This is a genomic window from Actinoplanes sp. NPDC051411 (genome assembly GCF_040682075.1).
GTDB lineage: Bacteria > Actinomycetota > Actinomycetes > Mycobacteriales > Micromonosporaceae > Actinoplanes.
The window spans coordinates 80,322-104,593 of the sequence record NZ_JBFBAD010000003.1 but is presented as its reverse complement, the minus strand read 5'-3'; the positions used below and the strand labels follow the sequence as shown (position 1 = coordinate 104,593).

Below are 24,272 nucleotides of genomic sequence, written 5' to 3'. Positions count from 1 at the left end.
CGGCAGGAGTCCCCGATGGCCGTCAGTCGACGCACCTTTCTCTCCACCGTGGCCGCCGGAACCGCGGCGTCCTTTCTGATCGACGCATCCCCCGCCCGGGCCGCCTCCGGCCCGGGCGACGTCGTCGGAAAGATCAGCGTCGGTTACCAGGGCTGGTTCGCCTGCCCGGGCGACGGCGCCCCGATCGGCGGATGGTGGCACTGGAGCCGCGACCGCTCCCAGCCGCCGTCGCCGAGCAACACCACGATCGTTTCCTGGCCCGACGTGCGCGAGTTCGCCCACACCTACCCGACGGCCTACCCGAACCTCGGCAACGGGTCACCCGCGTCGCTCTTCTCCTCCTACGACGCGCAGACCGTCGACACGCACTTCCAGTGGATGCAGACCTACGGCATCGACACCGCCGCGCTGCAGCGGTTCAACCCGGTCGGCGACGAGGGCCCGACCCGCGACGCGATGGCGGTCAAGGTGCGGGCGGCGGCCGAGGCGCACGGCCGCAAGTTCTACATCATGTATGACGTCACCGGCTGGACGTCGATGCAGCAGCAGATCAAGGACGACTGGACGAACAAGATGAAGGCCCACACGGCCAGCTCGTCCTACGCCAGGCAGAACGGCAAGCCGGTGGTCTGCATCTGGGGCTTCGGCTTCAACGACGACGGGCGCCCGTTCACCCCGGCCGTCTGCCTCGACGTCGTCAACTGGTTCAAGGGTCAGGGCGTCTACGTGATCGGCGGCGTCCCGACCTATTGGCGCGAGGGCATCAACGACTCGCGGGCCGGATTCTCCGACGTCTATCACGCGTTCAACATGATCTCGCCGTGGATGGTCGGGCGCACCGGCACCCTGGACGGGCTCGACCAGTTCTATACGAACGTCAACACGCCCGACTACGCCGACTGCGCCGCCCACGGCATCGACTACCAGCCCTGCGTTCTGCCGGGCGATCTGTCGTCCGGGGCCCGTCATCACGGCGACTTCTACTGGCGCAGCCTCTACAACATGATCCGGCTCGGGTCGCAGGGGCTCTATGTGTCGATGTTCGACGAATTCAACGAGGGCAACCAGATCGCGAAAACGGCCGAGAGCGCCGCCTTTGTGCCGGCCAGCAGCGGCATTCGCGCGCTCGACGAGGACGGAACGGCCTGCTCGTCCGACTACTACCTGCGGATCACCACCGACGGCGGCAAAATGCTCAAGGGTCAGATCGCCCTGACCGCCACCCGCCCCACCCCGCCGGTGGCCGGCACCACTCCCCCGCCCCCGACGAGCGGCGACCTCGCGGCCGGGCGCCCGGTGAGTGCGAGCAGTGCCAACGGTCAATACGCCGCCGCCAACGCGGTCGACGGAAATACCGCCACGTATTGGGAGAGCAGCGGTTCCCTGCCGCAATGGATTCAGGTCGACCTGGGGTCTTCGCTGACCGTCAGCCGCCTGGTGCTGCGGCTCCCGTCCGGCTGGGGCGCACGCACCCAGACCATTACGGTCAGCGGAAGCACCGACGGTTCGTCGTTCGCGACGCTCGCCGGCTCCGCCGGCTACACCTTCGATCCCGGGTCGGGCAACAGCGTCACGGTCACCCTCCCCGGCGGCGCGGCCCGCTATCTGCGGCTGAGCTTCGCCGGCAACACCGGCTGGCCGGCGGCCCAGCTCGCCCAGATCGAGGCGTACGCGGCGGGCACCGCCCCACCGCCTCCCGCGGGCGACCTGGCCCGCGGCCGGCCGACGTCGGAGAGCAGCCACACCCAGACGTACGGCTCGGCGAACGTGGTCGACGGCGACGCCGGCAGTTACTGGGAAAGCGCGAACAACGCCTTCCCCCAGTGGGTGCAGGCCGACCTCGGCTCAACGGTGCCGGTCGGCCGGGTCGTGCTGCGCCTGCCGGCGGGGTGGGGCGCACGGAGTCAGACCATTGCCGTTTCGGGAAGCACAGACGGTTCGACCTTCCGCTCGCTTTCGGCCGCGGCCGCCCGCTCCTTCGACCCGGCGAGCGGCAACGCGGTGACGGTCTCCTTCACCGCGGCTTCCGTCCGTTACGTGCGGGCCACTTTCACCGCCAATTCCAGTTGGCCCGCCGGGCAGCTTTCGGCGCTCGAGGCGTACGGGAACTGACCCAGAAACCGCGAGAAACGCGACCAGCGTGCCCACCGGGGCCTCCGACCCGGCGCACGCCCGCCCCGGCGGCCGGCCATTCATCCCCGTCCTCACCGGCCGCCGGGGCATCCTCCGATGAGTTTCGCCCCGCCCCGACGTATCCCTCTCGATCTGCTTTTCTCTCGAGAGGTGCTCGATGAACATCCGGTCCGAATCCGTCGCCGAACGAACCGAACTGGCCGCCATGCTCGCCGCACTGGAACCGTCGCAGTGGACCGCGCCCACGCTCTGCGAAGGCTGGCGGGTCAGCGAGGTGGTCGCCCACATGACCATGCCGTTCCGCATGTCCGCCCCGCGGTTCCTCCTCTCCCTGGCCCGCTCCCGTTTCCGCTTCGACGCGATGGCCGACCGCGTGGCCCGCCGCGACGCCGCCCGGATGTCCCCCGCCGAACTGACCGAATCCATGCGCGTCAATGCCGAACACCCGTGGAACCCGCCCGGCGGCGGCCCGGTCGGCGCGCTCTCCCACGACGTGATCCACGGCCTGGACATCTCGGTCGCCCTGGGCCTGCCCCGGCGGCCGCCGGCCTCCCGCGTCGGGCTGGTGCTGTCCCACATGCGCTCCCGCAACGTCAGCTTCTTCGGGGTCGACCTGTCCGGCGTACGCCTGGAGGCCACCGACCTGGACTGGGAGTACGGCACCGGCGCACCGCTGCGCGGCACCGCCCAGGACCTCCTGCTGGTGATCTGCGGCCGGCGGCTGCCGGCCGACCTGCTCTCGGGGGCGCCCGCGGCCCGCTTCACCGGTCAGTCGTGACAAGCGTTCACCGCGTTGATCGAGGCCGACGGCGCCGATTCCTTCCGGGCGCCCGCCGGGTCGGTATTCGTGACCGACTCGGCTGACGGAAGGGAACAACCATGAACGACGCAGTGCGCGCGGTGATCGATTCCGCGTCGGAGGCGTGGGCCGCCGGGCACGCGGACGTGTTCGTCGATAACTACGCCGCCGACGCCACCGCGATCCTGCCCGGTTTCACCCTGATCGGCCGGGCCGCGATCCGCACCGCGATGGCGGCGGCGTTCGACGGGCCGCTCAAGGGCACCCGGCGCATCCACGAGGTGCGCAGCGTGCGGTTCCTCGACGACCTCACCGCAATCGTGATCACCCGCAGCAGCACCGAGCCGCCGGCCGGCACCTGGTCGAACGCGACGTGGCTGCTGTCCGGCCGGTCCGGGAGGTGGCTGGTCGAGGCCTATCACGACTGCCCGGCGTAGGCCGGGGCGACCTGGCCGTACCGGTCGCCCCAGGCCGGGATGTCCTCGGCGGCCAGGTGGGCGGCCAGCCGGTCGAGGTAGGCGTGCGTGCCGGGGATGAAGCCCTGGGCGTTGCGGGTGCTCAGGCCGTGGTGGGTGAAGACGAGGACGGTGTCGGCGCCGTCCGCGGTCAGCTCGTAGCGCACCACGCCCTCCTCGACGATCCGCTGGTGCCACTCGTGCTCGAACACCGCGGTCCCGGACGGGCCGGGCGGCTGCCAGGTGAGGATGCGGCCGGTCATCTCCTTCGACTCCGGGGCCGCGGGCGGGTCGTCGGGCATCATCGTGATCTGCCCGCCGGCCCGCGGCTCGATCGTCGTCGGGCCGAACCAGGCCGCGCGCTGGTCCCGGTCGGTGATGGCCGCCCACACGGCGTCGATGGGAAACGGCAGTCGGCGGCGGAAGGTCATCGTGGCCTGGTCGCCGCGCCGGTCGAGCCGGCCGAGGCAGTCGTCAGCGGTCATCGTCAGGTCCTTTCGACAGGTGATTTTCGATGGCGTCGAGATGCCGGGCAGGTGGGGCTTTTACCGAACGCGCCCCGTGGGTAGAGGGGTAGCCATGCCCCACCCAGGACAGTTGCTCGGCGATCGATACCGTCTCGACGACCGGATCGCGGCCGGCGGCATGGGCGAGGTCTGGCAGGCCACCGACACCGTGCTCGGCCGGGACGTCGCGGTCAAGACACTCAAGGGCGACCGGGCCACCGACCCGAGCTTCCAGAACCGGTTCCAGCACGAGGCCCGCGCGATGGCCGTGCTGCACCACCCGGGCGTCGCCGACGTCTACGACTACGGCCAGACCACCGACGGCGGCGACGCGTACATCGTGATGGCCCGGGTGCAGGGCGAACCCCTCAACCAGCTGATCGCCTCCCGGGGCCGCCTCACCCCGGTCGAGACGATGTCGATCGTCGCCCAGGCGGCGCGTGCGCTCGAGGCCGCCCACCAGGCCGGCATCGTGCACCGCGACGTGAAACCGAGCAACCTGATCGTCCAGCCCGACGGGACGGTCGTGCTGGTCGACTTCGGCGTGGCCCGCTCGGCCCAGTCGGCGGCGCTGACCGGGGCCAAGGAGGTGGTGGGCACCGCTCTTTACATCGCTCCCGAGCAGGTCTCCAAGCAGACCACCGGCCCGCCGGCCGACGTCTATGCGCTCGGCGCGGTCGCCTACCACTGCCTGACCGGCAACCCGCCCTTCCCGGGAACCAACCCCATCGCGGTCGCGATGCAACACCTTCAAGACCCTCCGCCCGCCCTTCCGGGCGACATTCCCGAGCCCGTACGCGTCCTGGTCGTCACCGCCCTCGCCAAGGACCCCGCCCAGCGCTTCACCTCGGCCGCCGCGATGGCCGACGCCGCGGACGCCGCCCGCCGCCTGCTGGCCGGCCCACCCGACAGCACGGCCGCCCTGGCCGCGGCCGTCGACGCGACCCGGCTCGCCACGGCCACCGCCCTCGGCGTCGATCCGGCGCTCGACCCCGACGGGCGAAGCGCCGGTCACGCGCTCCAACCCGACGGGCGAAGCGTTGGTGGCGCGCTCGAACCCGACGGGCGCGCCTTCGTGGCCGGTGCGGCCAACGGGCGTACATCTGGAGCCGGCGGCTTCGCGGCCGGCTCAGCCACCGTGCCGGTCGCCGGCCCGGCCACCTCGGTGATGCCGGCCCCGCTCGCCGACGCGACGCCGAAAAAACGGCGCCGCACGCTCCTGATCGTGGCCGCCGTCATGATCGCCCTCCTGGCCCTGCTCGCGATCCTGGCGTACGCCAGCCCGGGCGGCCACGACGACAGAAACACCCCGCGCCCGGTCTCCTCGGTCCCCGCCTCCCCCGCCCCGAGCGCCAAGACCAACCCGGCCGGCGCCGCCCAGCAGACCGGCACGAACCGTTCCCACCACACCACCGAGCCCACATCCGGCCATCCGACGACGACCTCGACCCGCGGCGGGGGCGGCGACGAGACCACCACGCCGACCGGAAAGCCCAGCCACACCCCGTCGACGACCCCGACCACCAAGGACACCCCCACGACGGCCCCCACCACCACCGGCGGTGACGGTGGCGATGGGGGCGGTGGGGGCGGCGGCGGTGACGACCCGCCCGCCACCGGCGAGGCCGCCGCGACGCCGGAAAGCTGAGCCGTCAGCCCGGTGTGGGCACGGCCATCCCGGCGACGATCACGCCGGCCGCCAGGTAGCTGAGCGCGCCCCGGGTCCTCAGCTCGCCACGGCGGGGCCCCACGGCGAGGAGCCGGGCGTTGCGCACGTTGAGCGGCTCACGACCAGCGGCAGCCGCACCCACCCGGACCGTGGCGCGCCCGCGACGGAGATGAAGGACCGGCGAGCCGCCGCGCCGCGGATGGCGGCGGCCGCGCAGGCCCTGTGGTCGGCGCGGAACAGCAGCTCGACGACCACGTCGCTGCCCGGAGGTCGAGCAGTGGGTCGACGCCATCGACGGGTTGAGTGGCCGCTGGTCAGCCGACGTGGACCCAGACGTCGTCGAGGCTGCCGTGGAACTGGTCGTTGTTGGCGCCGGCGCCCTTGCCGCCCAGGCGGAACGGCTGGGTCGACGCGACGGCCAGGGTGGCCGGGATGGCGACGCTCGACTGCATCTGGTCGTCGACGTAGACCGACAGCGTCGGGCCGGTTCGGTGGCACTCCACCGAGTGCCACTTGCCGTCGGCGATCGAGACGCGGGAGCGGGCCAGATAGAGCGTGGTCGCCGTCCGGTCGCTCATGCCGCAGCTGGGCTTGCCGGAGACGCCGTCGACCTGCAGCTTGTATTGGCCGCCGCCGGTCGAGTAGCCCTTCTGGAGGACGTTTTCGCCGCTGGTCGTCTCGGCCGCGCCCAGCAGGATGCCGGCGCCGTAGGCGAGCGGGCCCGAGCCCGGGTTCAGGTCGGGGGTGTCGGCCGCCTGCAGCACGAGCCGCGGGCACGTCGTTCCGGTGCACTTCGGCGGGAAGGTCAGCGCCTGGCCGGCGTCGTGCGGGCTCATCACGATCTTGCCGCCGTTGCGGACGACGGCGCGCAGCAGGTGGCCGTGGCCCGAGCCGTCGTCGAAGGTGCCGTCGGCGATGGTCGAGTCGAAGTTGTAGGAGGCGACGTAGGACGACGCCGGCGAGCTCTCCCTCAGAGCGGCCACGTCGAACGAGGCGAACCGTTTCCGGCTGCTGGTGTCGATGCGCGTGAAGTCGCCGCCCGCCGAGACCGTGTGCGAGACCGGGTCGGCGTTCAGGTATCGCGTCCCCACCACCCCGTTGGCCTGGGGCGCCCAGTCGAGCAGATTGCCCTGCTGGTCGATCGCGGCGAGTTTGCCCCGTGACACCGAGCCGTCGGTGCACACGCCCTTGATGCCGTTGTTCGTCGTGGTGCACGCCTTGTCGAAGTGCCCGCCGACGTAGATCGTGCCGTCCAGGGTGGCGATGGCCTGCGCGTCGCCGTCGAAGACGCGGGTCCACCGCAGCGCCCCGCCCGGCGTGTAGGCCACCGCACGGCCGCCCTGGCCGCCGAGCGCGGCATAAACGCCGGCCTGGTCGGTGGCCAGGCCGAAGATCTGCGACACCGGCTTCGGGAGGAAGCTCTTGTCGAGTACGCCGGTGGCCGGGTCGACCGCGGCCAGGCGCAACGTCGACCTGACGCCGTCGGTTTTGTGGAAGCTTCCGCCCACATAGACCCGGTTCGCGGTGTAGGCCAGCGCGTTCACTGTGTCGTCGGTGGTCGGCGCCCACGGGTCGAGGGCGCCGGTGCTCGTCGTGAAGGCGGCCAGGTTGGCCCGGGGCGTCCCGTCGACCGAGGTGATCCGCCCGCCGAGGTAGATCCGTCCCGCGCCGGCGACCAGCGCGTTCGGCTGGCCGAGGACGGTGTGCCGCATCGGGGTCACGGTTCCGTCGGCGGCGTCGATGCCGGCGATCGCGTCCCGCGTGAGCCCGCTGATCTCGTTGAAGTCGCCGGCCGCGTAGACCGTGTTCCCGTCGACCGCGAGGGCCCGCACGTTGTCGTCGGCGGCCGGTTTCCAGTTCAGAAGCGCGCCGCTGCGGGCGTCGAACGCGGCCAGGTGGGCCCGGGCCACGTTCTTGCCGTTGACGATCGCGCTGGTGAACTTGCCTCCGACGTAGACCGTGCCGCCCCGGTAGGCGATCGCGTACACCGGCCCGTTGAACGACGGCGAGGTCGCCGGGTCGGGCGAAACCACCTCGGCGAGCGCGGCCCCACCGGCCGCGACCACGACCGTGGCGACACCGACGATCAGGCTCCGGCGGACGACCGCCTTGACGCTTTTACGAGTGTTGAGCACATTGTCGGCTAACGCCGGGACCGCGCCGAGGACGCGGTACCGGCGCGATCGCAAATCCGACTGAACGGACCAATACCCCAGACCACGTGCGCTTCTCGCTGTCTTCGGTACGCTCCCGGCGTACGGAAATCGAAGAGGGAGAATCCCCATGCCGCAGCGACGCCTCGCCGGCCTGACCCTCGCAATGGTCGCGGCGGCGGCCCTGGCCGCCTGTGAGATCAAGGTCGACCCCGCGTCGATGCCGGCGCCGTTCAGCCAGGCCCCGGTGCCCTCCGCCTCGACCGGCCAGCCAGCCTACGTCTGCACCACGGTCTACCAGATCCTGACCTCGGGCGCCGCCGAGCTGAGCGATTCGATCGGCGGCCGGTCCGCGGCGGCGCGGCAGGCCACACAGCGGACGCTGGCCGACATGGCGACCCGCATCTCGGCCGAGGGCGCGAAGACCGCCGACCCCGGGCTCCGGCAGGCGACCGACGACATCGCGACCGAGCTGACCGCCGCCTCGAAACAGCCCGACCCGTCCTCCTACATCGACGGAGGCTTCACGACGATCAGCCGAAAACTGGACGGACACTGCGACTGACCCCACCCCCGCAAGCTCTTCGGCGCCGGCGGCACGAGGCGCCGGCCGCGTGGGCGCGATCCGCCCGGTGGCCGCGCTGGCGTCGGCCGCACATGCGCCGGATCTCAGCGCCGACGCGGTTATCTTCGCCGCCCGGGGGCCCACGATCCCGATCCAGCCGACGACGAGGCGGCCGAGTTCGCTCGGAGGTACTGCGCGGAGAAAGTAGATCCGCTTTAGGGTTGTCGCATGATCGATCGACCCGTTCGCGTGGGGCTGCAGCTGCAGCCGCAGCACATGGAGTATTCGACCATCCGCGAGACCGTCGCCGAGGCAGAGGAGCTCGGCGTCGACCTGCTGTTCAACTGGGATCATTTCTATCCGCTCTACGGGGAGCCGGACGGATTGCACTTCGAGTGCTGGAGCATGCTCGCCGCCTGGGCCGAGCAGACCTCCCGGGTCGAGATCGGCGCGCTCGTCGCCTGCAACACCTACCGCAATCCCGACCTGCTGGCCGACATGGCCCGCACGATCGACCACATCAGCGCCGGCCGGCTGATTCTCGGCATCGGCGCGGGGTGGTTCCAGCGCGACTACGACGAGTACGGCTACGAGTTCGGCACCCCCGGCACCCGTCTCGACGCGCTGGCCGAGGCCCTGCCCCGCATCGAGGCCCGCTGGGGCAAGCTCAACCCGCCGCCGACCCGGAAGATCCCGGTGATGATCGGCGGCGGCGGGGAGAAGAAGACGCTGCGCATGGTCGCCCAGCACGCCGACATCTGGAACACGCTGGCCAAGGGCGACGATCTGGTTCGCAAGATCGACGTGCTGAAGGGCCACTGCGCCACCGTGGGCCGCGACGTGTCGGAGATCGAGATCTCGGTCGGCATGGCCGACGCGCTCCCGGCCGAGAACGCCCAGGCCTATTACGACCTGGGCGTCCGTCAGTTCATCTGCAGCCAGGGCGGCCCGAAGCCCGACCTCGGCCCGCTGCGCGAGTGGCTGGCCTGGCGGGATTCGAAGAACTAAACCACCAGGCTCAGCAGCATCACGCAGCCGAAACCGACGATCGAGATGATCGTCTCCATGATCGACCAAGTCTTGATGGTCTGGCCGACGGTCATCCCGAAATACTCTTTGACCAGCCAGAACCCGGCGTCGTTGACGTGCGAGAAGAACAGCGAGCCGCACCCGATCGCGAGCGCGAGCAGCGCCACGGTCGGGTGATCGAGCGTGGTCGCCAGGGGCGCCACGATGCCGGCCGCGGTGATCGTGGCGACGGTCGCCGAGCCGGTCGCGACGCGGATGCCGACCGCCACCAGGAAGCCCAGCAGCAGCGCGTTGATGTGCGCGTCCTTCGCCGCGTCGGCGACCACGTTGCCCACCCCGGCGCCGACCAGCACCTGCTTGAACCCGCCGCCCGCGGCGACGATCAGCAGGATCCCGGCGATCGGCGGCAGGGAGCCGCCGATCACCGCCGAGGTCTGACGGCGGTCGAATCCGGCGCGGGCCCCGAGGGTCCACATCGCCAGGAGTACGCCGAGGAGCAGGGCGACCGGCGGATTCCCGAGCACGTCGAGCGCCGACCGGACGCTGTTGCCCTTGTCCAGGGTCAGCTCGGCGATGCCTCGGGCCAGCATGAGAACGATCGGCAGGAGGACCGTCAGGACGGCGGGCCAGACGCCCGGGTTCCGTCCTTCGATCTCCTCCGCCTCGTCCCGCTCCTTCTGCAGGGGCGGCGGCACCGGAACCGGCACCCGCTTGGAGATGAAGTTGCCGAACACCGGACCGGCGATGATCACGGTCGGGATCGCGCAGATCAGGCCGAAGATCAGGGTCAGGCCGAGGTCGGCGTGCAGGCTCGCGATCGCGACCAGCGGGCCCGGGTGCGGCGGCACCAGGCCGTGCAGCACGCTCAGCCCGGCCAGCGCCGGGATGCCGATGCGCAGCAGCCCGACGTCCGTCCGCCGGGCCACCAGCAGCACGATCGGCACCAGCAGCACGACGCCGACCTCGAAGAACAGCGGCAGGCCGATCAGTGCCGCCACCGCGGCCATCGCCCACGGCAGGGCGGCGCCGCCGACCCCGTCGACGATCCGCCGGACGATGCTGTCGGCGCCGCCCGATTCGGCGAGCAGCGCGCCGATCATCGAGCCGAGGGCGATCAGCAGGCCGACGGTGCCGACCGTGGTGCCGAGCCCGGTGGTGAACGAGGTGACGATGTCGCCCGGCCCGACGCCGGCGACCAGGCCGAGCACCGCCGAGCCGAGGATCAGGGCCAGGAACGGGTGCCATTTGGCCCACGCGATGAGCAGGATGACCACCGCGATGCCGAGCACCGCGGCGAGGATGAGTTGTCCGGATCCGGCGTTGGTGAGAGCCTCCGCGGCCAAGGTCGACATGCGGCGGCCCTTACCCACTTCCGTGAATCTCGAACCTTCGATTTTCAACCAGCCGCGGACAGGCCGCTCTTGACCGCGCGGGTGAAGTCGTCGGCGATGATCTCGGCCCGGCCGTCGGCGACGCCGTTGAGCGCGATCTCGGCGACGATCGCCGGATCCGTCTTCTGGTCGGCCGGGATGTGCGCGGCCATGTCGGTGTCCATGTAGCCGACATGCAGGGCGGAGACGGCGATGCCTTTCGGCGCCAGCTCATCGCGTACGGCGTCGGTCTGTCCCCAGGCGGCCGCCTTGGCCCCCGAGTAGGCGCCGATCGCCCCCGGGTGGGCCCAGGAGAGTACGGACAGCACGTTGAGGATCGCGCCGCCGCCGTTGCCCTCGATGACCGGCGCGAACGCGCGGGTGGTCAGCAGCGTCCCGAAGTAGTGGGTCTCCATCTCGAGCCGGATCTGGTCGAGGTCGCCGGCGATCAGGGTCTGCCCGGTCGACGAGCCGGCGTTGTTGATCAGGAAGGTGGCGTCGGGGGCGGCCTTGGCGGCGCGCTCGACGGAGGCCGGGTCGGTGATGTCGAGCCGCAGCGGGATCGCGCCCGGCAGGTCGACCGACTGGGGGTCGCGGGCGGCGGCGTACACCTTGGCGCCGCGGGCCAGCAACTGCTGGGCGAATTGGCGGCCGAGACCGCGGTTGGCACCGGTGACGACGACTACCGAGTTCGTGATGTCCATGCCGATTAGATTAGGATCGTAATCTAATCGCGGCAAGGTAATAGATGACACAAACCATCTAAGCTAAGCTCGGTGGTATGGGACGGGTTTCGCAGGCACAGGCCCAGGAAAACCGGCGCACCGTGGTCCGCACCGCGGGCCGGCTCTTCCGGGAGCGCGGCATCGACGGGGTGAGCGTCGCCGACATCATGGCCGAGGCGGGGCTGACCCACGGCGGCTTCTACAAGCAGTTCGAATCCAAGGAGGCGCTGGTCGTCGAGGCGGTCGCGGAGGCGTTCGCCGAACAGGCCGAGACGCTGCGGCACTACCGGGACCAGCCCGACCGGGCGGCGGCCCTCGCCGCGTTCTTCGGGAGCTACCTCTCGCCCGGGCACCGCGACGATCCCGGGCCGGGATGCCCGACCGCGGGCTTCGGGGGAGATCTGGCGCGGGAGGAGCACGAGACGCCGGCGCGCGAGGTGTACGCGAAAGGCATCGACCGCTACAGCCGCTGGCTGGGCAGCGAGACCGAGCCCGACCTGGTCACCGTCAGCACCATGGTCGGCGCGGTGATCCTGGCCCGGGCGACCGCCGGCCTGGAGATCTCCGACCGGATCCTCGAGGCCGCCCGGCAGGCGCTTACGCCGGGCCGCAGAGACTCCGCCGCAGCAGAGTGACCGCCTCGTCGTAACGCTCGACGTCGGCCGGGTCGACCATGCCTCGCTCGTCGGTCTGGATCGCCATGCCGACGCCGATCATCGCCCCCGCGATGGCCCGGCACTCCAGGTCGGGTTCCGGCTTGCCGGCCCGCTCGGCCAGCACCGAGGCGAAGAGGTCGATCGACGCCGTGACCTGCTGGAGGTAACGCGCCCGCAGCTCGGGCACGCCCTGGAACAGCCGCTGCCGCCGCCGCTCGGCCTTCCAGTCGTCGGGGGTCAGCCCGGAGACCATCGACCGCATCCCCGAGACCAGCGCGTCGGCCGGCGACAGCTCCGGCGGCTGCTCGCGGATGGCCGTCACCATCGGCGCGTCCCAGTCGTCGGCCAGGACCACGTCCTCCTTGGTCGGGAAGTAGCGGAAGAACGTGCTCGGGGAGACCTCGGCCGCCTCGGCGATCTGCTCGACCGTGGTGGCGGCGAAGCCCTGCTGCTCGAAGAGGGTCATCGCCGCCTCGCGGATGGCCGCGCGGGTCTTCGCCTTCTTGCGTTCCCGCAGCCCCGGTAGTGACGACGTCATATCCCGGATTCTGCCAGCACCGGGGACGGCGCTTCGAGCGCCGGCCCGGCCTTTTCGCGGGGCAGGAAGGCCAGGGCCAGGATCGCACCGGCGAGCGCGGCCCCGCCGCCCACCAGCAGGGAGAGGTCCATGCCGTGGACGAAGGCGGCGCGTACGCCCGCCAGCAGGCCCGGATCGCTCAGGGTGACCCCGGCCGAGATCCCTTCCCGGGCCACCGGCGGCGTGCCGGCCGGCAGGTGATCGCGGTAGCCGGAGTTGAGCACCGTGCCGAGAACCGCGACGCCGACCGCACCGCCGACCTGGCGCAGCGCCTGGAGAACCGCGTTGCCGACCCCGCTGCGCCGGGCGGTGAGAGCGCTCATCGCCACGTCGAGCGAGACCGGCATGGTCAGGCCCAGACCGAGCCCGGTCACCGTGATCCAGACGGCGATGAACCCGTAGCCGCTCGACACCGTGGTGAACGCCCCGGCGAGCGACGAGACCGCGATCAGCGCCAGCCCCACCGTGATCACCAGCCGGGCGCCGGTCCGGCGGGCGATCCGCTCCCCCAGCCTCGCCCCGGCCACCAGGCCCGCGATGACCGGGAGCAGCCGCAGGCCGGAGCCGAACGCGTCCTGCCCGCCGATCGCCGAGAAGAACTGCGGCAGGGAGAAGAGCAGCCCGAGCATCGCGAAGCTGGCGATCGTGGCGAGCACCGCACCCGAGGTGAAGGCCCGGGACCGGAACAGCGCGAGGTCGATCAACGGCGCCGCGGACCGGCGCTGCAGGATCACGAAGAGGCCGAGAAGCACCACGCCGGCGACGATGGTGGCCAGCGACCGGACGTCACCCCAGCCGCGGTCGCCGGCCGAAATGACGCCGTAGGTCAGCGCCACCAGCCCCGCGGTGGAGGCGACGATGCCGCCGAGGTCGAGGCGCCCGCCCCGCTCGCCGTGCGACTCGGGCAACCAGGCGGTCAGCGCGAGGATGCCGGCCACCACGACCGGGACGTTGATCAGGAAGACCGAGCCCCACCAGAAGTTGTCGAGCAGCCAGCCGCCGAGCAGCGGGCCGAGCGGGATGCCGAGGGCACTCGCGGTGACCCAGACGCCCATCGCCCGGCCGCGTTCCTTCGGCTCGAACAGCACGGTCAGCACGGCCCCGGACATCGGCATGATCACGGCGGCGCCGATCCCGAGCAGGGCCCGGGCGGCGATCAGTTGGCCGGCGCCCTGGGCGTACGCGCAGGCGACCGAGGCCAGGCCGAAGGTCGCCAGGGCCCCGATCAGCATCTTCTTGCGCCCGGCGCGGTCGCCGAGCAGGCCCGCCGGGAGCAGCGCCGCCGCGAGAACCAGCAGGTAGGCGGTGGTGAACCACTGCAGGTCGCCGGTCGACGCGTGCAGTTCCCGGGACAGGGTGGGCAGCGCGACGCTCAGCACGGTGGTGTCGAGGCCGACCGCCAGCGTGCTCAGTGCGAGTGCGGCGAGCGCGTACCAGCGAGATTTGGAAGTAACCATGTTTTGAGAGTAGCTGTCATTTAGTAGCTGCTGTCAAGTCTGATCTCTCCTACGATGGCGAGGTGATCGACTCCCAGGTGCCGGCCTTCTGGGCCGGCCTCGGCCTCCCCGGCCTCGCCGACGTGCACACCCACTTCCTGCCCCCGCGCATGGAGCGCCGCGTCTGGGCGCACTTCGACGAAGGCAGCCCGCTGATCGGCCGCGCGTGGCCCATCCGCTACCGGGACTCGGCCGAAGCCAGGGTCAAAACCCTGCAAAACCTGGGCGTACGCGTGTTCAGCGCGCTCGCCTACGCGCACCGTCCCGACATGGCCGACTCCCTGAACGCGTGGACGCTCGACTTCGCGTCACGAACCCCGGGGTGCCTGCGCAGCGCGACGTTCTTCCCGGAGCCCTCGGCGCCGGCGTACACCGCGGCGGCCCTCTCCCGCGGCGCCGAGATCTTCAAGCTGCACCTGCAGGTCGGAGCGTTCGACCCGCGCGATCCCCAGCTGGACGAGGTGTGGGGCATCCTGGAAGACGCCGGCGCGCCGATCGTCGTACACGCCGGGTCGGGGCCGGTGGCCCACGGCTTCACCGGGCCCGGGCCGATCGGTGACGTCCTGGCCCGGCACCCCGGCCTGGCCGTCGTGATCGCCCACGCGGGCGCACCGGAATACTCCGGCTTCCTCGACCTGGCCGAACGCTTCGAACGGGTCCGCCTCGACACGACCATGGCGTTCACCGACTTCTTCGAGGAGATGGCGCCGTTCCCGCCCGCGCTGCGGCCCCGGCTGCGCGACCTGGGCCTGGCCGGCAAGGTGCTGCTCGGCAGCGACTTCCCGACCATCCCCTACCCGTACGCCCACCAGCTGGAGTCCCTCCAGCGGCTGAACCTCGGCGACGATTGGTTGAAGGCCGTGTGCTGGTCGAACGCGAACAACCTGTTCGGAACCACGCCGCACGGGTGAAGATCCGCGAACTACATGCGTGGACGTGCCACGATCATGTACGCCACCGCCCGGTCGCGGAAGGGAGCCGGTCAGATGAAGAAGGTCATCGGCTGGATCGTCCTCATTCTCGTCATCTTCTATATCGGCACCAACCCGGGACCCGCCGCCGACATCGCCCAAGGCATCGGCCACGGCCTGGCCGACGCGTTCCGCAACATCGGCGTCTTCCTGCGCAACCTCGCCAGCTGATCCACCACGCTCGGGCATCCCGACCGACCGGGTGCCCGGAGCGCGTTGACATCGCCGCCTTGCCTCCACCAACCGGGGAGGCTGGGCATTCCCGCTGCGGCTGAGCCGGTGCGCGGTCGGACGACCAGGCCGGCAGCGGCGCGGTGAGACGGCCGAGGTTACCGCCGCGGCGCGGTGAGACGGCTGAGGTTACCGCCGCGGTCCGGAGGTCGAGCCGGGGTCCCGGGCGGCGTCGGGTTCGTGCCGGTGCCGGCGCAGCCGGCTGACCCGCCCCGGATGCGCTCAGGCGGCAAGTCCTCCCGGCGATCGGCCGGCAGGCGCCCGTCGCGAAGACGCCGGAACACCGTTTCGCGCCACGGAGCCGCCACTCCGGGGTGACGGCCGGCGGGTCGGCGCTGCTCACCGCCGCGGCGGGCGGGGGTCGGCCGAAAGTCTTAGGGGTGGGGGTGCGATCTGGGACCTCGGACCGATGCCGGCCGGTGGGTACCGCGCGAATGCTGGAGGGCATGACGACGACGGCGCAGTTGACGAGGGCCGACGCGGTGGTCCTGGAATATCTCGGGGAGTTGTGGGCGCACAGCGGTGGGCTGACGCCGCGGCTGCGCGACGAGCTGATGGTGACGGTGGCGCGATATATCACCTCGCACCAGCCGGCGGCCCGGGACACGGCCGAGGTGGTGCGGTGGCTGGGACCGCCGGAGGTGCTGGTGGCGGCGGTCCGCCGGGGTCAGCGGGTCTGATCCGGGTGAACCGGGCCCGGACCGGATGCCGAGGGTGCCGGCCAGCGCTCGGCCCGGCCTGAGCCGGCTGCCGCGGGTGCCGGCCAGCGCTCAGCCCGGCCCGACCCGGCTGCCGCGGGTGGCGGCCCGTGCTCGGTCCGGAATCAGGGCTGACTGAGGATCGCCTCGAGGACGATCGGCCAGAGGGCCTCCGGCGCGTATTCGTGGCCGACGCCCTCGAGCCAGATCAGGCGGGCGCCGGGGATCGCGGCGGCCAGGGCCTCGGCGCCAGCGGGGGCGAAGAACGGGTCGTGGGTGCCGTGGAGCACCAGCGTGGGCGCCTTGATCTCGTCCAGCCGGTCGCGGTAGGGCGGCCCCGGCGCGGCGATGAAGTGGTTGGTCTGGCTGGCCGCCATGTCGTTGGTGCGGTCGAAGACGCGCTCGGCCATCCGCCGCAGTTGGGGCTCCTCGGCCGTGAACGCGCCGCCGATCGACCGGACGCTCTCGACGATGTGGTCGACCGTGGCGCGGCGGTCGCTCCAATCGGGCTGGTCCTCCTCGGAAGGCGCCGAGGCGGCGGGCACCGAAGCAGCGGGCACCGAAGCAGCGGACGACGAAGCAGCGGACGACGAAGCAGCGGACGACGAAGCAGCGGACGACGATGACCGCGGGCCGCGGCTCGTGGAGATCAGGGTCAGGGAGCGGACGCGGTGCGGGCGTTCCAGCGCAATCCGCTGCGCCAGCATCCCGCCCAGCGACTGCCCGACCAGGTGCGCCTGGTGGATGTGCAGCGCGTCGAGCACGCCCAGCGCGTCGTGGGCCAGGTCCACACCCGAATAACCGGGGTCGCCGACCGGGAACGACGTCGTGCGGCCGGTGTCGCGGTGGTCGTAGCGGATGACGTAGCGCCCGCCCGCGGCCAGCCGGCGGCAGAACTCGTCGGCCCACCAGTCCATCGAGCAGGCGGCGCCGCCGATCAGCAGGACGGCCGGATCGGAGCGATCGCCGAACGTCTCGGCGCAGACCTCGATGCCGTTGACCGGCAGCATCATCTCGGTGACCACGATCTCATTCTGGCCTAGAGCCGGCCCAGACGGCGTCCCACGAAGTCGAAGGCGGCCGGAATCTGCCGCGACCAGTAGTCCATGTTGTGGCGGCCGTCGGTGTAGGAGCCGGCGGCGATGGGCTCCGGCAACACCTTCTGCAGCGCCGTGACGTTGCCGAACAGCGGATCCTGGCGCCCGCACCACAGTCCCACCGGGCTGCCCCGCAGCTGGCCGGCCGCCCCGAACACGTCGTCGCCCGGCTGCACCGCGGGCGAGAAGGCGGCCACCGCCGACGCCCACGCCGGGAACGCCTCGGCCAGCGACAGGGCCCCGTAGCCGCCCATCGACCAGCCCCACAGCGCCCGCCGGGACACGTCGAAGCCCCGCTGCACGCACCACAACGGAATCTCCTCGTGCACCATCCGCTGCGGGTCGTCGCCGCCCGCCGGGTGCCACGCCAGGCGGTCACCGTCGGCGCCGGCCAGGACGAACGGGGGCGCCCCCCGGCGTACGGCATCGGTGAGGAATCGGCCGAAGCCGAGCCGGGGAAAATCGGCCGGCCGTGCCGTTCCGCCGTGCAGGACCAGGCAGACCGGCAGGCCTTTGCCGTCGCCGTAGCCGGCGGGAACCGCCGTGTAGAAGTCGACCGTCTTGCCGCGCATGATCGAGCGGCGCTGTTCGACCCGCTCGTCGCCGGTCGGCGCGGCCGGGATGACCGGGTCGAACCCGGGCAGCCGGTGCCGGTAGCCGGAGATCGCCGCCGCCAGGGCGATCACGCCGGCGCCGACCAGCATTGTGCGTCGTCTCACCCCTTTTGCAACGCCCAGTCGTGCTCGGCGGTGACTGGCGGCGCGAGGACTATCAGTGCCACTCCGACGGCGATCATCGCGGTGGCGATCAACTCGCGGGGGCCGATCGGCTCCCCGAGCAGCCCGGCGCCGAGCAGCACCGCCACGACCGGGTTGACGAACGCGTAGGTGCCGGCGACGCGCGGCGCGACGTGGTCGAGCAGCCAGGTGTACGCGGTGTACGCGACGAGACTGCCGAACACGATGAGGTAGCCGAGCGCCGTCACCGAGCGTCCGGTCACGTGGATCCGGCCGGGCTCGCCGGAAACGAGCGCGAGCACGCTCAGCACACCCCCGGCGGCCAGCATCTCGATCGCGCTCGCCTGCAGCGCGTGGGCCGGGCGGGGAGCGTGACCGGCGTAGACCGTGCCGAGCCCCCAGCAGGCGGCGCCGCCCAGGGCGACCACGGTCGACAGCATGCTGCCGCCGCCCGCCGGACGGGCCAGCACGCCCACCCCCGCGATGCCGGCGAGCAGCCCGAGCGCGACCGGAAGGCCGATCCGCTCCCGGTCGGCGACGCGGCGGCCGAGCACGATCCAGAGCGGGATGGTGGCCAGCAGCAGCGCGGTCGTGCCGGACGGCAACTTCTGCTCGGCCCAGGCGGCGCCGCCGGTGCCGGCCGCGGGCAGCAGCAGTCCCTGGATCGCGCCGGCGCGCCACTGGGCACCGGTCGGCCGGGGCCACCGCCGGGCCAGGCAGAACGCGAACAGCAGCGCGCCGGCGATCAGGAACCGGGCGGCGTTCAGGGTCAGCGGCGGCAGCCCTTCCAGCCCGATCTTCTGGGCGAGGTAGGTCGAACCCCAGACGACATAGACGATGAGCAGCGGTCCGATGGAGGTCATAAGGGTCGCTTGCCCACGTTCGAATGGCACCTGTGCCATACCTGCGGCAGAATCTGCCAACATGCTGACCGACGTCGCCGTCGTGGTCGCCGAGCCGGTGCCGGCCTTCGAGGTCGGCGTCCTCAGCGAGATCTTCGGGCTCCCGCGGATCGATCCGGCGCTGCCCCGCTTCCGGTACGCGATCTGTGCCGCCGAGCCGAAGCCGTTACGCACGTCGACCGGCTTCCAGATCACCCCGACCGACGGGTGGGAGCGCCTGGCGACCGCCGACCTGATCGTGGTGACCGGGGCGAACCCGCCGGTGCCGCCGCCCGCACCCGAGCTGGTCCGGGCCCTGAACGACGCGGTCACCCGCGGGGCGACCGTGGCCGCGGTGTGCACGGGCGCCTTCGTGCTCGCCGATACGGGACTGCTCGACGGGCGGGCGGCCACGACCCACTGGGCGTACGCGGAGGAACTGGCCCGCCGGCACCCGGCCGTGACCGTCGTCCCGGACCGGATCCACGTCGTCGACGGGCCGGTGGCCACCAGCGCCGGCTCCTCGGCCGCGATCGACCTGTGCCTGCACCTGATCCGGCGCGAGCACGGGGCCGAGATCGCCGGCCGGGTCGCGCGGGAACTCGTCGTGCCGGCCCACCGTTCGGGCGGGCAGGCGCAGTTCACGCGTACGCCCGAAGCCGAGCCCACCGCCTTCGGTGACCTGCTCGAATGGGTGGCCGCCCACCTGGATGCCGACCTCTCGGTCGGCGCGCTCGCCGCCCGGGCCGCCATGTCGCCGCGCAGCTTCGTGCGGCACTTCACCGCGGCGACCGGGGCGACGCCCGGCGCCTGGGTGCGCGACCAGCGGATTCGCCGGGCCGAGGAGTTGCTGGAGTCGGACCGGGCGACCATCGCCGCGGTCGCCCGGCGGTGCGGGTTCGGCAGCATCGACACGTTGCGGCGGCATTTCCGGAAGGTCCGCGGAGTGACCCCGGAGTCCTACCGGGCGGCCTTTAGGAGTTTTACGGAGAGTGAGACCAGCGGATAGGATGATCATCCGAACGGACAGGTGATCACTCCTTGTCATGTCGCCTACGCTGCCTCCGTGCAGTTGATCCATCTCGCAGTAGCCTCAGCCGTGACCGTCAGTATCGCCGGCGTTTCTTACGCTGCGTTAAAGCCGAAGGATGTGGAGCACCAGGCCCGAGTAGTGGCCGCGCAGGCCGACTGCCGCGCGGTGAACGAGGCGATCGTCGCCTACGTCTCGATCAACGACCGGGATCCCCGATCCGTCAACGACCTGAGAACACTCGTCCAGGGCGACATCTCGGCCTACCGGATCGTGAGCGGCATGGCCGCGGGGCCGGGCTGTTAGCAAACCCAATACCATCCGTGTGAGCAAGGAATACACACACGGGAGTTGACGCGATGGAGACGTTGGAGTTCCAGGCCGAGGCACGGCAGTTACTGCAGCTGATGGTCCACTCGATCTACTCGAACAAGGACATCTTCCTGCGCGAGCTGATCTCGAACGCCTCGGACGCCCTGGACAAGCTGCGTCTGGCCGCGCTGCAGGACGGCCTCGAGGCGGACACCTCGGATCTGCACATCGACATCGAGGCGGACACCGAGGCCCGCACGCTGACCGTACGCGACAACGGCATCGGCATGACGCACGAAGAGGTCGTCGACCTGATCGGCACGATCGCCAAGTCGGGCACCGCCGAACTGCTGGCCAAGCTCAAGGAGGCGACGGACGCCCAGAAAGGCAACGCAGAGCTGATCGGCCAGTTCGGCGTCGGCTTCTACTCGACGTTCATGGTCGCCGACAAGGTCACCCTGGTCACGCGCAAGGCCGGCACCGAGGGCCACGGCACCCGCTGGGAGTCGGCGGGCGAGGGCACCTTCACGATCGACGATGAGCCGGACGCACCGGTCGGCACCAGCGTGACCGTGCACCTGCGGCCGGAGGACACCGAGGACGCGCTGCACGACTACGCCGCCGAGGCGAAGATCCGCGAGATCGTCAAGCGCTACTCCGACTTCATCTCCTTCCCCATCAAAATGCGTTCGGGCGAGCAGGTCGACACTCTTAATTCCATGAAGGCGCTGTGGGCGCGCCCGCGCTCCGAGGTGTCGGACGAGGAATACCACCAGTTCTACCGGCACATCAGCCACGACTGGACCGACCCGCTCGAGATCATCAACCTGAAGGCCGAGGGCACGTTCGAATACGAGGCCCTGCTCTTCCTGCCCTCCCGGGCACCCCACGACCTGTTCCAGCGCGATGCGCGCCGCGGGCTTCAGCTGTACGTCAAGCGCGTCTTCATCATGGACGACAGCTCCGAGCTGATCCCCGACTACCTGCGCTTCGTCAAGGGCGTGGTCGACGCGGCCGACCTGTCGCTGAACATCTCCCGCGAGATCCTCCAGCAGGACCGGCACATCCAGATGATCCGGCGCCGCCTGGTCAAGAAGGTGCTGTCGACGATCAAGGACCTTCTCGCGTCGAACCCGGAGAAATACGCGACCTTCTGGCGCGAGTTCGGCCGCGCGCTCAAGGAGGGCCTGCTCAGCGACCAGGACAACCAGAAGGCGATCCTCGACGTCTCGACCTTCGCCTCGACCGCCGGCTCCGAGCCGACCACGCTGGCCGCCTACATCGAGCGCATGAAGGAAGGCCAGGACGAGATCTACTTCCTGACCGGCGAAACCCGCTCCCAGGTCGAGAACTCGCCGCACATGGAGGCGTTCCAGGCCCAGGGCTACGAGGTGCTGATCCTCACCGACCAGGTCGACGAGATCTGGGTCGAGGCGGTGCCGGACTACGACGGCAAGAAGTTCCAGTCGATCTCCCGCGGCGAGGTCGATCTCCCGAAGAAGGAGGACGAACCGGAGAAGCCCGAGGGCGACTTCGCCGGCGTGCTGGCCTTCCTCAAGGGAGCGCTCGAGGAGCAGGTCAAGGACGTGCGCCTCTCGCACCGGCTGACCACCTCGGCCGCCTGCCTGGTCAGCGACAGCGACGACATGAGCCCGATGCTCGAGAAGATGTACCGCGCGATGGGCCAGGACGCTCCGCGGATCAAGCGGATCCTCGAACTCAACCCCGGCCACCCGCTGATCGAGGGCCTTCGTGCCGCGCACGAGGCCGGCGCCGCCGACGCCGGCCTCACCGAGACGGCCGAGCTCCTTTACGGTACGGCGTTGCTCGCCGAGGGCGGTGACCTGGAAGACCCGGCCAAGTTCGCGAAGGTCCTGGCCGATCGCCTGGCCCGGACCGTCTGAGCCACCGGAACGACACGACGCGCGGCCCCACCCCCAGATGTGGGGGCGGGCGGCGGTTGGTGGCCCGACAACCGGCCCACGGGACGGGCGAGCCGGCCCCGCATTTCGGGCAGGGTGAGGGGAGCGGGTCTTTCAGTCTTATGCGGTGAGGTCGCGGACCGCCGAGACCAGCGCGGTCAGCGAGATCAGCGCCTCCGTGCCCGGACGCACGTAGCGCATCAGCTCCTGCAGTGCCTGACGGCCGCGGGCGTCGTACGGATCCTGCTCCAAAATGTCCAGCTCGCGGCGCGCGGCCGGCGGATCGGCGAATTCATCGAGCCGGGACCGGACAGCGGTCAACGCGGCGGTCAGCGCGGTGCGCTGACGAAACTGGTCGGCGGTGAGTGGGCGCTCACCGGAGACTCTGCCGAGATGCAACTCGGGCAACGGGGCCTCCCAGACGAGATCGAGGGGTTACGCAACGCCCGGGAGCAGGCGCAACGTCTGGCCGGTCGCGAACGGCGGGGCCGCACGCACGACCGGACCGTGATCCTGAGAGGACGACAGTAATCTTGATCACACTGTGTCGTCAATGGACTACTCGGACGATGGTCAGAGCGCGTCGAGCCACGCTCGCGGCCCGGGGTGGACGACGCGTACGCCCGCCACCCGCACCGCCGACGCAAGCGCAACCGGCAGCTCCTCGCCGCGGGCGAGGGCGACCGCGAGGGCGCCGTGAAAGGCGTCCCCCGCACCGGCGGTGTCGACCGCCGCGACCCTCGGCACCGCGACCACGCCCGACCGGCCGCCCGAGAACCAGGTCACCGGCGCCGGCCCGTGCGTGACCGCGACGTGCGGCGCACCGATCGCCGCCGCGACCGCGGCGTCGGCCCTCGCGGATGACCCGGTTACGGTTGCCGCCGACGTCGCGGCGGCGGCTGGATGGCGGAACGCCGCGGAACAGGCGACGACTTCGGCATGCGGAAAAATCTCCCGGAACACCGGACGCCAGCTTCCGGCGTCAACCAGCAGGCGCCGCGCGGCCCGCGCCGCGGCCACCGCCAGCGCGGGATGATGCCCGTCGACCAGCGTCAGGTCCGCGTCGGGCAGGCCCCCTTCCGGTACGCGGGCCGCCCGGTCCCCACCGTTGCGGCTGACGATGGTCCGCTCCCCGCCCGGCTCACGGACGATCACCGAGGAGACCGGCGGAGGCCCCGGATAGTGCGGATCGACATCGACCAGCCGGACGCCGCGCTCGCGCAGATCCTCGCGGACGAGATCCCCCAGCGGATGCGCCCCGACCGCCGTGACCAGAGTGACCTCCGCACCCAGCGCCGAGGCCGCAACCGCCGCGTTGGCGGCCGGCCCACCGGCGGCGATGACGAGGCTGGAGGCCTGCGCCTTCTCATCAGCCCTCGGAATCACCGGCACCCCGTAAACCAGATCAACGGTGGCCAGCCCAACGCAGAGAATCCGAATCACGCGCCCATTGTGCGCAGCCCACTCCCCCGCCGACCCACCTCACCCACGCCGCGGCCGCATCGACGGCGCCCCACCGCACAGCCTGCCGACACCGCCCAGCCTGCCGACACCGCCGCGCCTGCCGACACCCGGCCCGCCTGCACCCACGTGGCCCGGCTGCACCCACCCGCCCGGCGCACCCACTCGGCGCCTGCACCACCCGGCCGGCCTGCGCCCACCCGGCCCACCTGTCCTGGCCACGGCCGCCCTGGCCGGGCTCAGCCGGCTCGCGTAACCGATCGGACGGCTTCGCGGATCGCGGTCGCTCCCGCCGCGGCGATCGCGGCCGCGCCCAGCACCGTCTTGCCGACCAGGTGCAGCTCGGCCGGCACACGATCGACGATGGCCAGCCACTGGTCATGGTCGAGCGGGAACGGATTGCCGCCACCGGGCATCCGCAGAATCAACGCCTTCGCGAACCGGGGGTCCTCTTTGAGCAACTCACGCCGGATCGCCGGAAAGGTGCGAACATTCTCGATCTCGATCCCCATGCCATCGGCAACTCCGCCCACTGCGCCCTCGGCTTGACCGGCCGCGCCGCCCACCGCGCCCTCGGCTTGACCAGCCACGCCGCCCGCCGCACTCTCGGCCGATCTGACCGGTGAGCCCTTTGCCCGTTTGACCCGGCCCAAGCCGACCACCCCGCCACCAGGCCCGCTGGCCCACAGCGCGACCTCATCCCCCACCCGGACCCGGTCGCGGTAACGCCGGACCGGCCAGTAGTCGCCGGGCTGCTCGTGGGCGGGGTTGTACTGGAGAAGCCACATACCCTTCACCC

26 protein-coding genes are annotated in these 24,272 nt (G+C 71.3%); 13 read left to right on the top strand and 13 right to left on the bottom strand.

Features of this window, described 5'->3' with window-relative positions:
• Positions 1-15: 15 nt before the first annotated feature.
• From AB0M88_RS02465 to AB0M88_RS02455, 3 genes are all read left to right on the top strand, one after another.
• The gene (locus AB0M88_RS02465) at positions 16-2,112 is read left to right on the top strand and encodes a discoidin domain-containing protein (RefSeq protein WP_364094213.1); all 2,097 of its coding nucleotides are present in this window, start codon (positions 16-18) and stop codon (positions 2,110-2,112) included.
• A 178-nt stretch (positions 2,113-2,290) separates the two neighbouring features.
• Entirely contained in the window at positions 2,291-2,911 is a 621-nt protein-coding gene (locus AB0M88_RS02460) for a maleylpyruvate isomerase family mycothiol-dependent enzyme (protein ID WP_364094210.1), read from the top strand.
• Positions 2,912-3,012: 101 nt separating this feature from the next.
• Positions 3,013-3,369: an SgcJ/EcaC family oxidoreductase gene (locus AB0M88_RS02455; RefSeq protein WP_364094207.1), complete on the top strand. Its 357-nt coding sequence runs from the start codon at positions 3,013-3,015 to the stop codon at positions 3,367-3,369.
• On the opposite strand, the gene AB0M88_RS02450 is transcribed toward AB0M88_RS02455, so the two are convergent.
• Positions 3,351-3,872: an SRPBCC family protein gene (locus AB0M88_RS02450; RefSeq protein ID WP_364094205.1), complete on the bottom strand. Its 522-nt coding sequence runs from the start codon at positions 3,870-3,872 to the stop codon at positions 3,351-3,353. The genes AB0M88_RS02455 and AB0M88_RS02450 overlap by 19 nt on opposite strands.
• 94 nt (positions 3,873-3,966) lie before the next feature.
• Here AB0M88_RS02450 and AB0M88_RS02445 point away from each other — a divergent pair, with 94 nt between their 5' ends.
• Positions 3,967-5,541 carry a serine/threonine-protein kinase gene (locus tag AB0M88_RS02445; RefSeq protein WP_364094202.1) on the top strand — a complete coding sequence of 525 codons (1,575 nt, stop codon included), beginning with the start codon at positions 3,967-3,969 and terminating at the stop codon, positions 5,539-5,541.
• A 4-nt stretch (positions 5,542-5,545) separates the two neighbouring features.
• Here AB0M88_RS02445 and AB0M88_RS02440 read toward each other — a convergent pair whose 3' ends face one another.
• Positions 5,546-5,704, bottom strand: coding sequence for a hypothetical protein (locus tag AB0M88_RS02440; protein WP_364094199.1), 159 nt, complete (start codon positions 5,702-5,704; stop codon positions 5,546-5,548).
• A gap of 172 nt (positions 5,705-5,876) precedes the next feature.
• Positions 5,877-7,697, bottom strand: a complete 1,821-nt coding sequence (locus tag AB0M88_RS02435) for a LamG-like jellyroll fold domain-containing protein (protein WP_364094197.1) — start codon at positions 7,695-7,697, stop codon at positions 5,877-5,879.
• 148 nt (positions 7,698-7,845) lie between these two features.
• On the opposite strand from AB0M88_RS02435, the gene AB0M88_RS02430 reads away from it, so the two are divergent.
• Entirely contained in the window at positions 7,846-8,280 is a 435-nt protein-coding gene (locus AB0M88_RS02430; RefSeq protein WP_364094194.1) for a hypothetical protein, read from the top strand.
• Positions 8,281-8,508: 228 nt separating this feature from the next.
• Positions 8,509-9,288 carry an LLM class F420-dependent oxidoreductase gene (locus tag AB0M88_RS02425; RefSeq protein ID WP_364094191.1) on the top strand — a complete coding sequence of 260 codons (780 nt, stop codon included), beginning with the start codon at positions 8,509-8,511 and terminating at the stop codon, positions 9,286-9,288.
• On the opposite strand, the gene AB0M88_RS02420 is transcribed toward AB0M88_RS02425, so the two are convergent.
• Positions 9,285-10,661, bottom strand: a complete 1,377-nt coding sequence (locus tag AB0M88_RS02420) for a gluconate:H+ symporter (protein ID WP_364094189.1) — start codon at positions 10,659-10,661, stop codon at positions 9,285-9,287. The two genes, AB0M88_RS02425 and AB0M88_RS02420, sit on opposite strands and share 4 nt — an antisense overlap.
• A gap of 44 nt (positions 10,662-10,705) precedes the next feature.
• Positions 10,706-11,383, bottom strand: coding sequence for an SDR family oxidoreductase (locus AB0M88_RS02415; RefSeq protein WP_364094186.1), 678 nt, complete (start codon positions 11,381-11,383; stop codon positions 10,706-10,708).
• 77 nt (positions 11,384-11,460) lie between these two features.
• Between AB0M88_RS02415 and AB0M88_RS02410 the strand changes: the two genes are divergently transcribed.
• The gene (locus AB0M88_RS02410; protein ID WP_364094183.1) at positions 11,461-12,039 is read left to right on the top strand and encodes a TetR/AcrR family transcriptional regulator; all 579 of its coding nucleotides are present in this window, start codon (positions 11,461-11,463) and stop codon (positions 12,037-12,039) included.
• On the opposite strand, the gene AB0M88_RS02405 is transcribed toward AB0M88_RS02410, so the two are convergent.
• Both AB0M88_RS02405 and AB0M88_RS02400 read right to left on the bottom strand, forming a co-directional pair.
• Entirely contained in the window at positions 12,002-12,598 is a 597-nt protein-coding gene (locus AB0M88_RS02405; protein ID WP_364094180.1) for a TetR family transcriptional regulator, read from the bottom strand. The two genes, AB0M88_RS02410 and AB0M88_RS02405, sit on opposite strands and share 38 nt — an antisense overlap.
• Positions 12,595-14,094, bottom strand: a complete 1,500-nt coding sequence (locus AB0M88_RS02400; RefSeq protein ID WP_364094178.1) for an MFS transporter — start codon at positions 14,092-14,094, stop codon at positions 12,595-12,597. The genes AB0M88_RS02405 and AB0M88_RS02400 overlap by 4 nt, the downstream gene beginning before the upstream one ends.
• Before the next feature lie 62 nt (positions 14,095-14,156).
• On the opposite strand from AB0M88_RS02400, the gene AB0M88_RS02395 reads away from it, so the two are divergent.
• From AB0M88_RS02395 to AB0M88_RS02385, 3 genes are all read left to right on the top strand, one after another.
• Positions 14,157-15,044, top strand: coding sequence for an amidohydrolase family protein (locus tag AB0M88_RS02395; protein ID WP_364094175.1), 888 nt, complete (start codon positions 14,157-14,159; stop codon positions 15,042-15,044).
• Between the two features lie 15 nt (positions 15,045-15,059).
• Positions 15,060-15,275, top strand: a complete 216-nt coding sequence (locus tag AB0M88_RS02390; protein ID WP_364094173.1) for a hypothetical protein — start codon at positions 15,060-15,062, stop codon at positions 15,273-15,275.
• A 506-nt stretch (positions 15,276-15,781) separates the two neighbouring features.
• Positions 15,782-16,015, top strand: coding sequence for a hypothetical protein (locus tag AB0M88_RS02385; RefSeq protein ID WP_364094170.1), 234 nt, complete (start codon positions 15,782-15,784; stop codon positions 16,013-16,015).
• Positions 16,016-16,158: 143 nt separating this feature from the next.
• Here the strand turns inward: AB0M88_RS02385 and AB0M88_RS02380 are convergent, their stop codons facing one another.
• From AB0M88_RS02380 to AB0M88_RS02370, 3 genes are read right to left on the bottom strand one after another with little or no spacing between them, the layout of a single operon-like run.
• Positions 16,159-17,058, bottom strand: coding sequence for an alpha/beta fold hydrolase (locus AB0M88_RS02380; RefSeq protein ID WP_364094167.1), 900 nt, complete (start codon positions 17,056-17,058; stop codon positions 16,159-16,161).
• 14 nt (positions 17,059-17,072) lie between these two features.
• The gene (locus AB0M88_RS02375; protein WP_364094164.1) at positions 17,073-17,849 is read right to left on the bottom strand and encodes an alpha/beta hydrolase-fold protein; all 777 of its coding nucleotides are present in this window, start codon (positions 17,847-17,849) and stop codon (positions 17,073-17,075) included.
• A complete protein-coding gene (locus AB0M88_RS02370; protein ID WP_364094161.1) occupies positions 17,846-18,730 on the bottom strand; it encodes an EamA family transporter in 885 nt (294 codons plus the stop codon). The genes AB0M88_RS02375 and AB0M88_RS02370 overlap by 4 nt, the downstream gene beginning before the upstream one ends.
• Before the next feature lie 61 nt (positions 18,731-18,791).
• On the opposite strand from AB0M88_RS02370, the gene AB0M88_RS02365 reads away from it, so the two are divergent.
• From AB0M88_RS02365 to htpG, 3 genes are read left to right on the top strand one after another with little or no spacing between them, the layout of a single operon-like run.
• Positions 18,792-19,757: a helix-turn-helix domain-containing protein gene (locus tag AB0M88_RS02365; RefSeq protein ID WP_364094160.1), complete on the top strand. Its 966-nt coding sequence runs from the start codon at positions 18,792-18,794 to the stop codon at positions 19,755-19,757.
• A 57-nt stretch (positions 19,758-19,814) separates the two neighbouring features.
• Positions 19,815-20,084 (top strand): hypothetical protein, encoded by a 270-nt coding sequence (locus tag AB0M88_RS02360; RefSeq protein ID WP_364094159.1) that lies wholly within the window; start codon positions 19,815-19,817, stop codon positions 20,082-20,084.
• A 53-nt stretch (positions 20,085-20,137) separates the two neighbouring features.
• Complete coding sequence (htpG, locus tag AB0M88_RS02355; RefSeq protein ID WP_364094156.1) at positions 20,138-21,994, top strand: molecular chaperone HtpG; 1,857 nt, start codon at positions 20,138-20,140, stop codon at positions 21,992-21,994.
• 138 nt (positions 21,995-22,132) lie between these two features.
• On the opposite strand, the gene AB0M88_RS02350 is transcribed toward htpG, so the two are convergent.
• From AB0M88_RS02350 to AB0M88_RS02340, 3 genes are all read right to left on the bottom strand, one after another.
• A complete protein-coding gene (locus AB0M88_RS02350; RefSeq protein WP_364094153.1) occupies positions 22,133-22,420 on the bottom strand; it encodes a hypothetical protein in 288 nt (95 codons plus the stop codon).
• Positions 22,421-22,585: 165 nt separating this feature from the next.
• Complete coding sequence (locus AB0M88_RS02345) at positions 22,586-23,455, bottom strand: PfkB family carbohydrate kinase (RefSeq protein ID WP_364094151.1); 870 nt, start codon at positions 23,453-23,455, stop codon at positions 22,586-22,588.
• A gap of 257 nt (positions 23,456-23,712) precedes the next feature.
• Positions 23,713-24,261, bottom strand: coding sequence for a hypothetical protein (locus tag AB0M88_RS02340; protein WP_364094148.1), 549 nt, complete (start codon positions 24,259-24,261; stop codon positions 23,713-23,715).
• Positions 24,262-24,272: the final 11 nt, after the last annotated feature.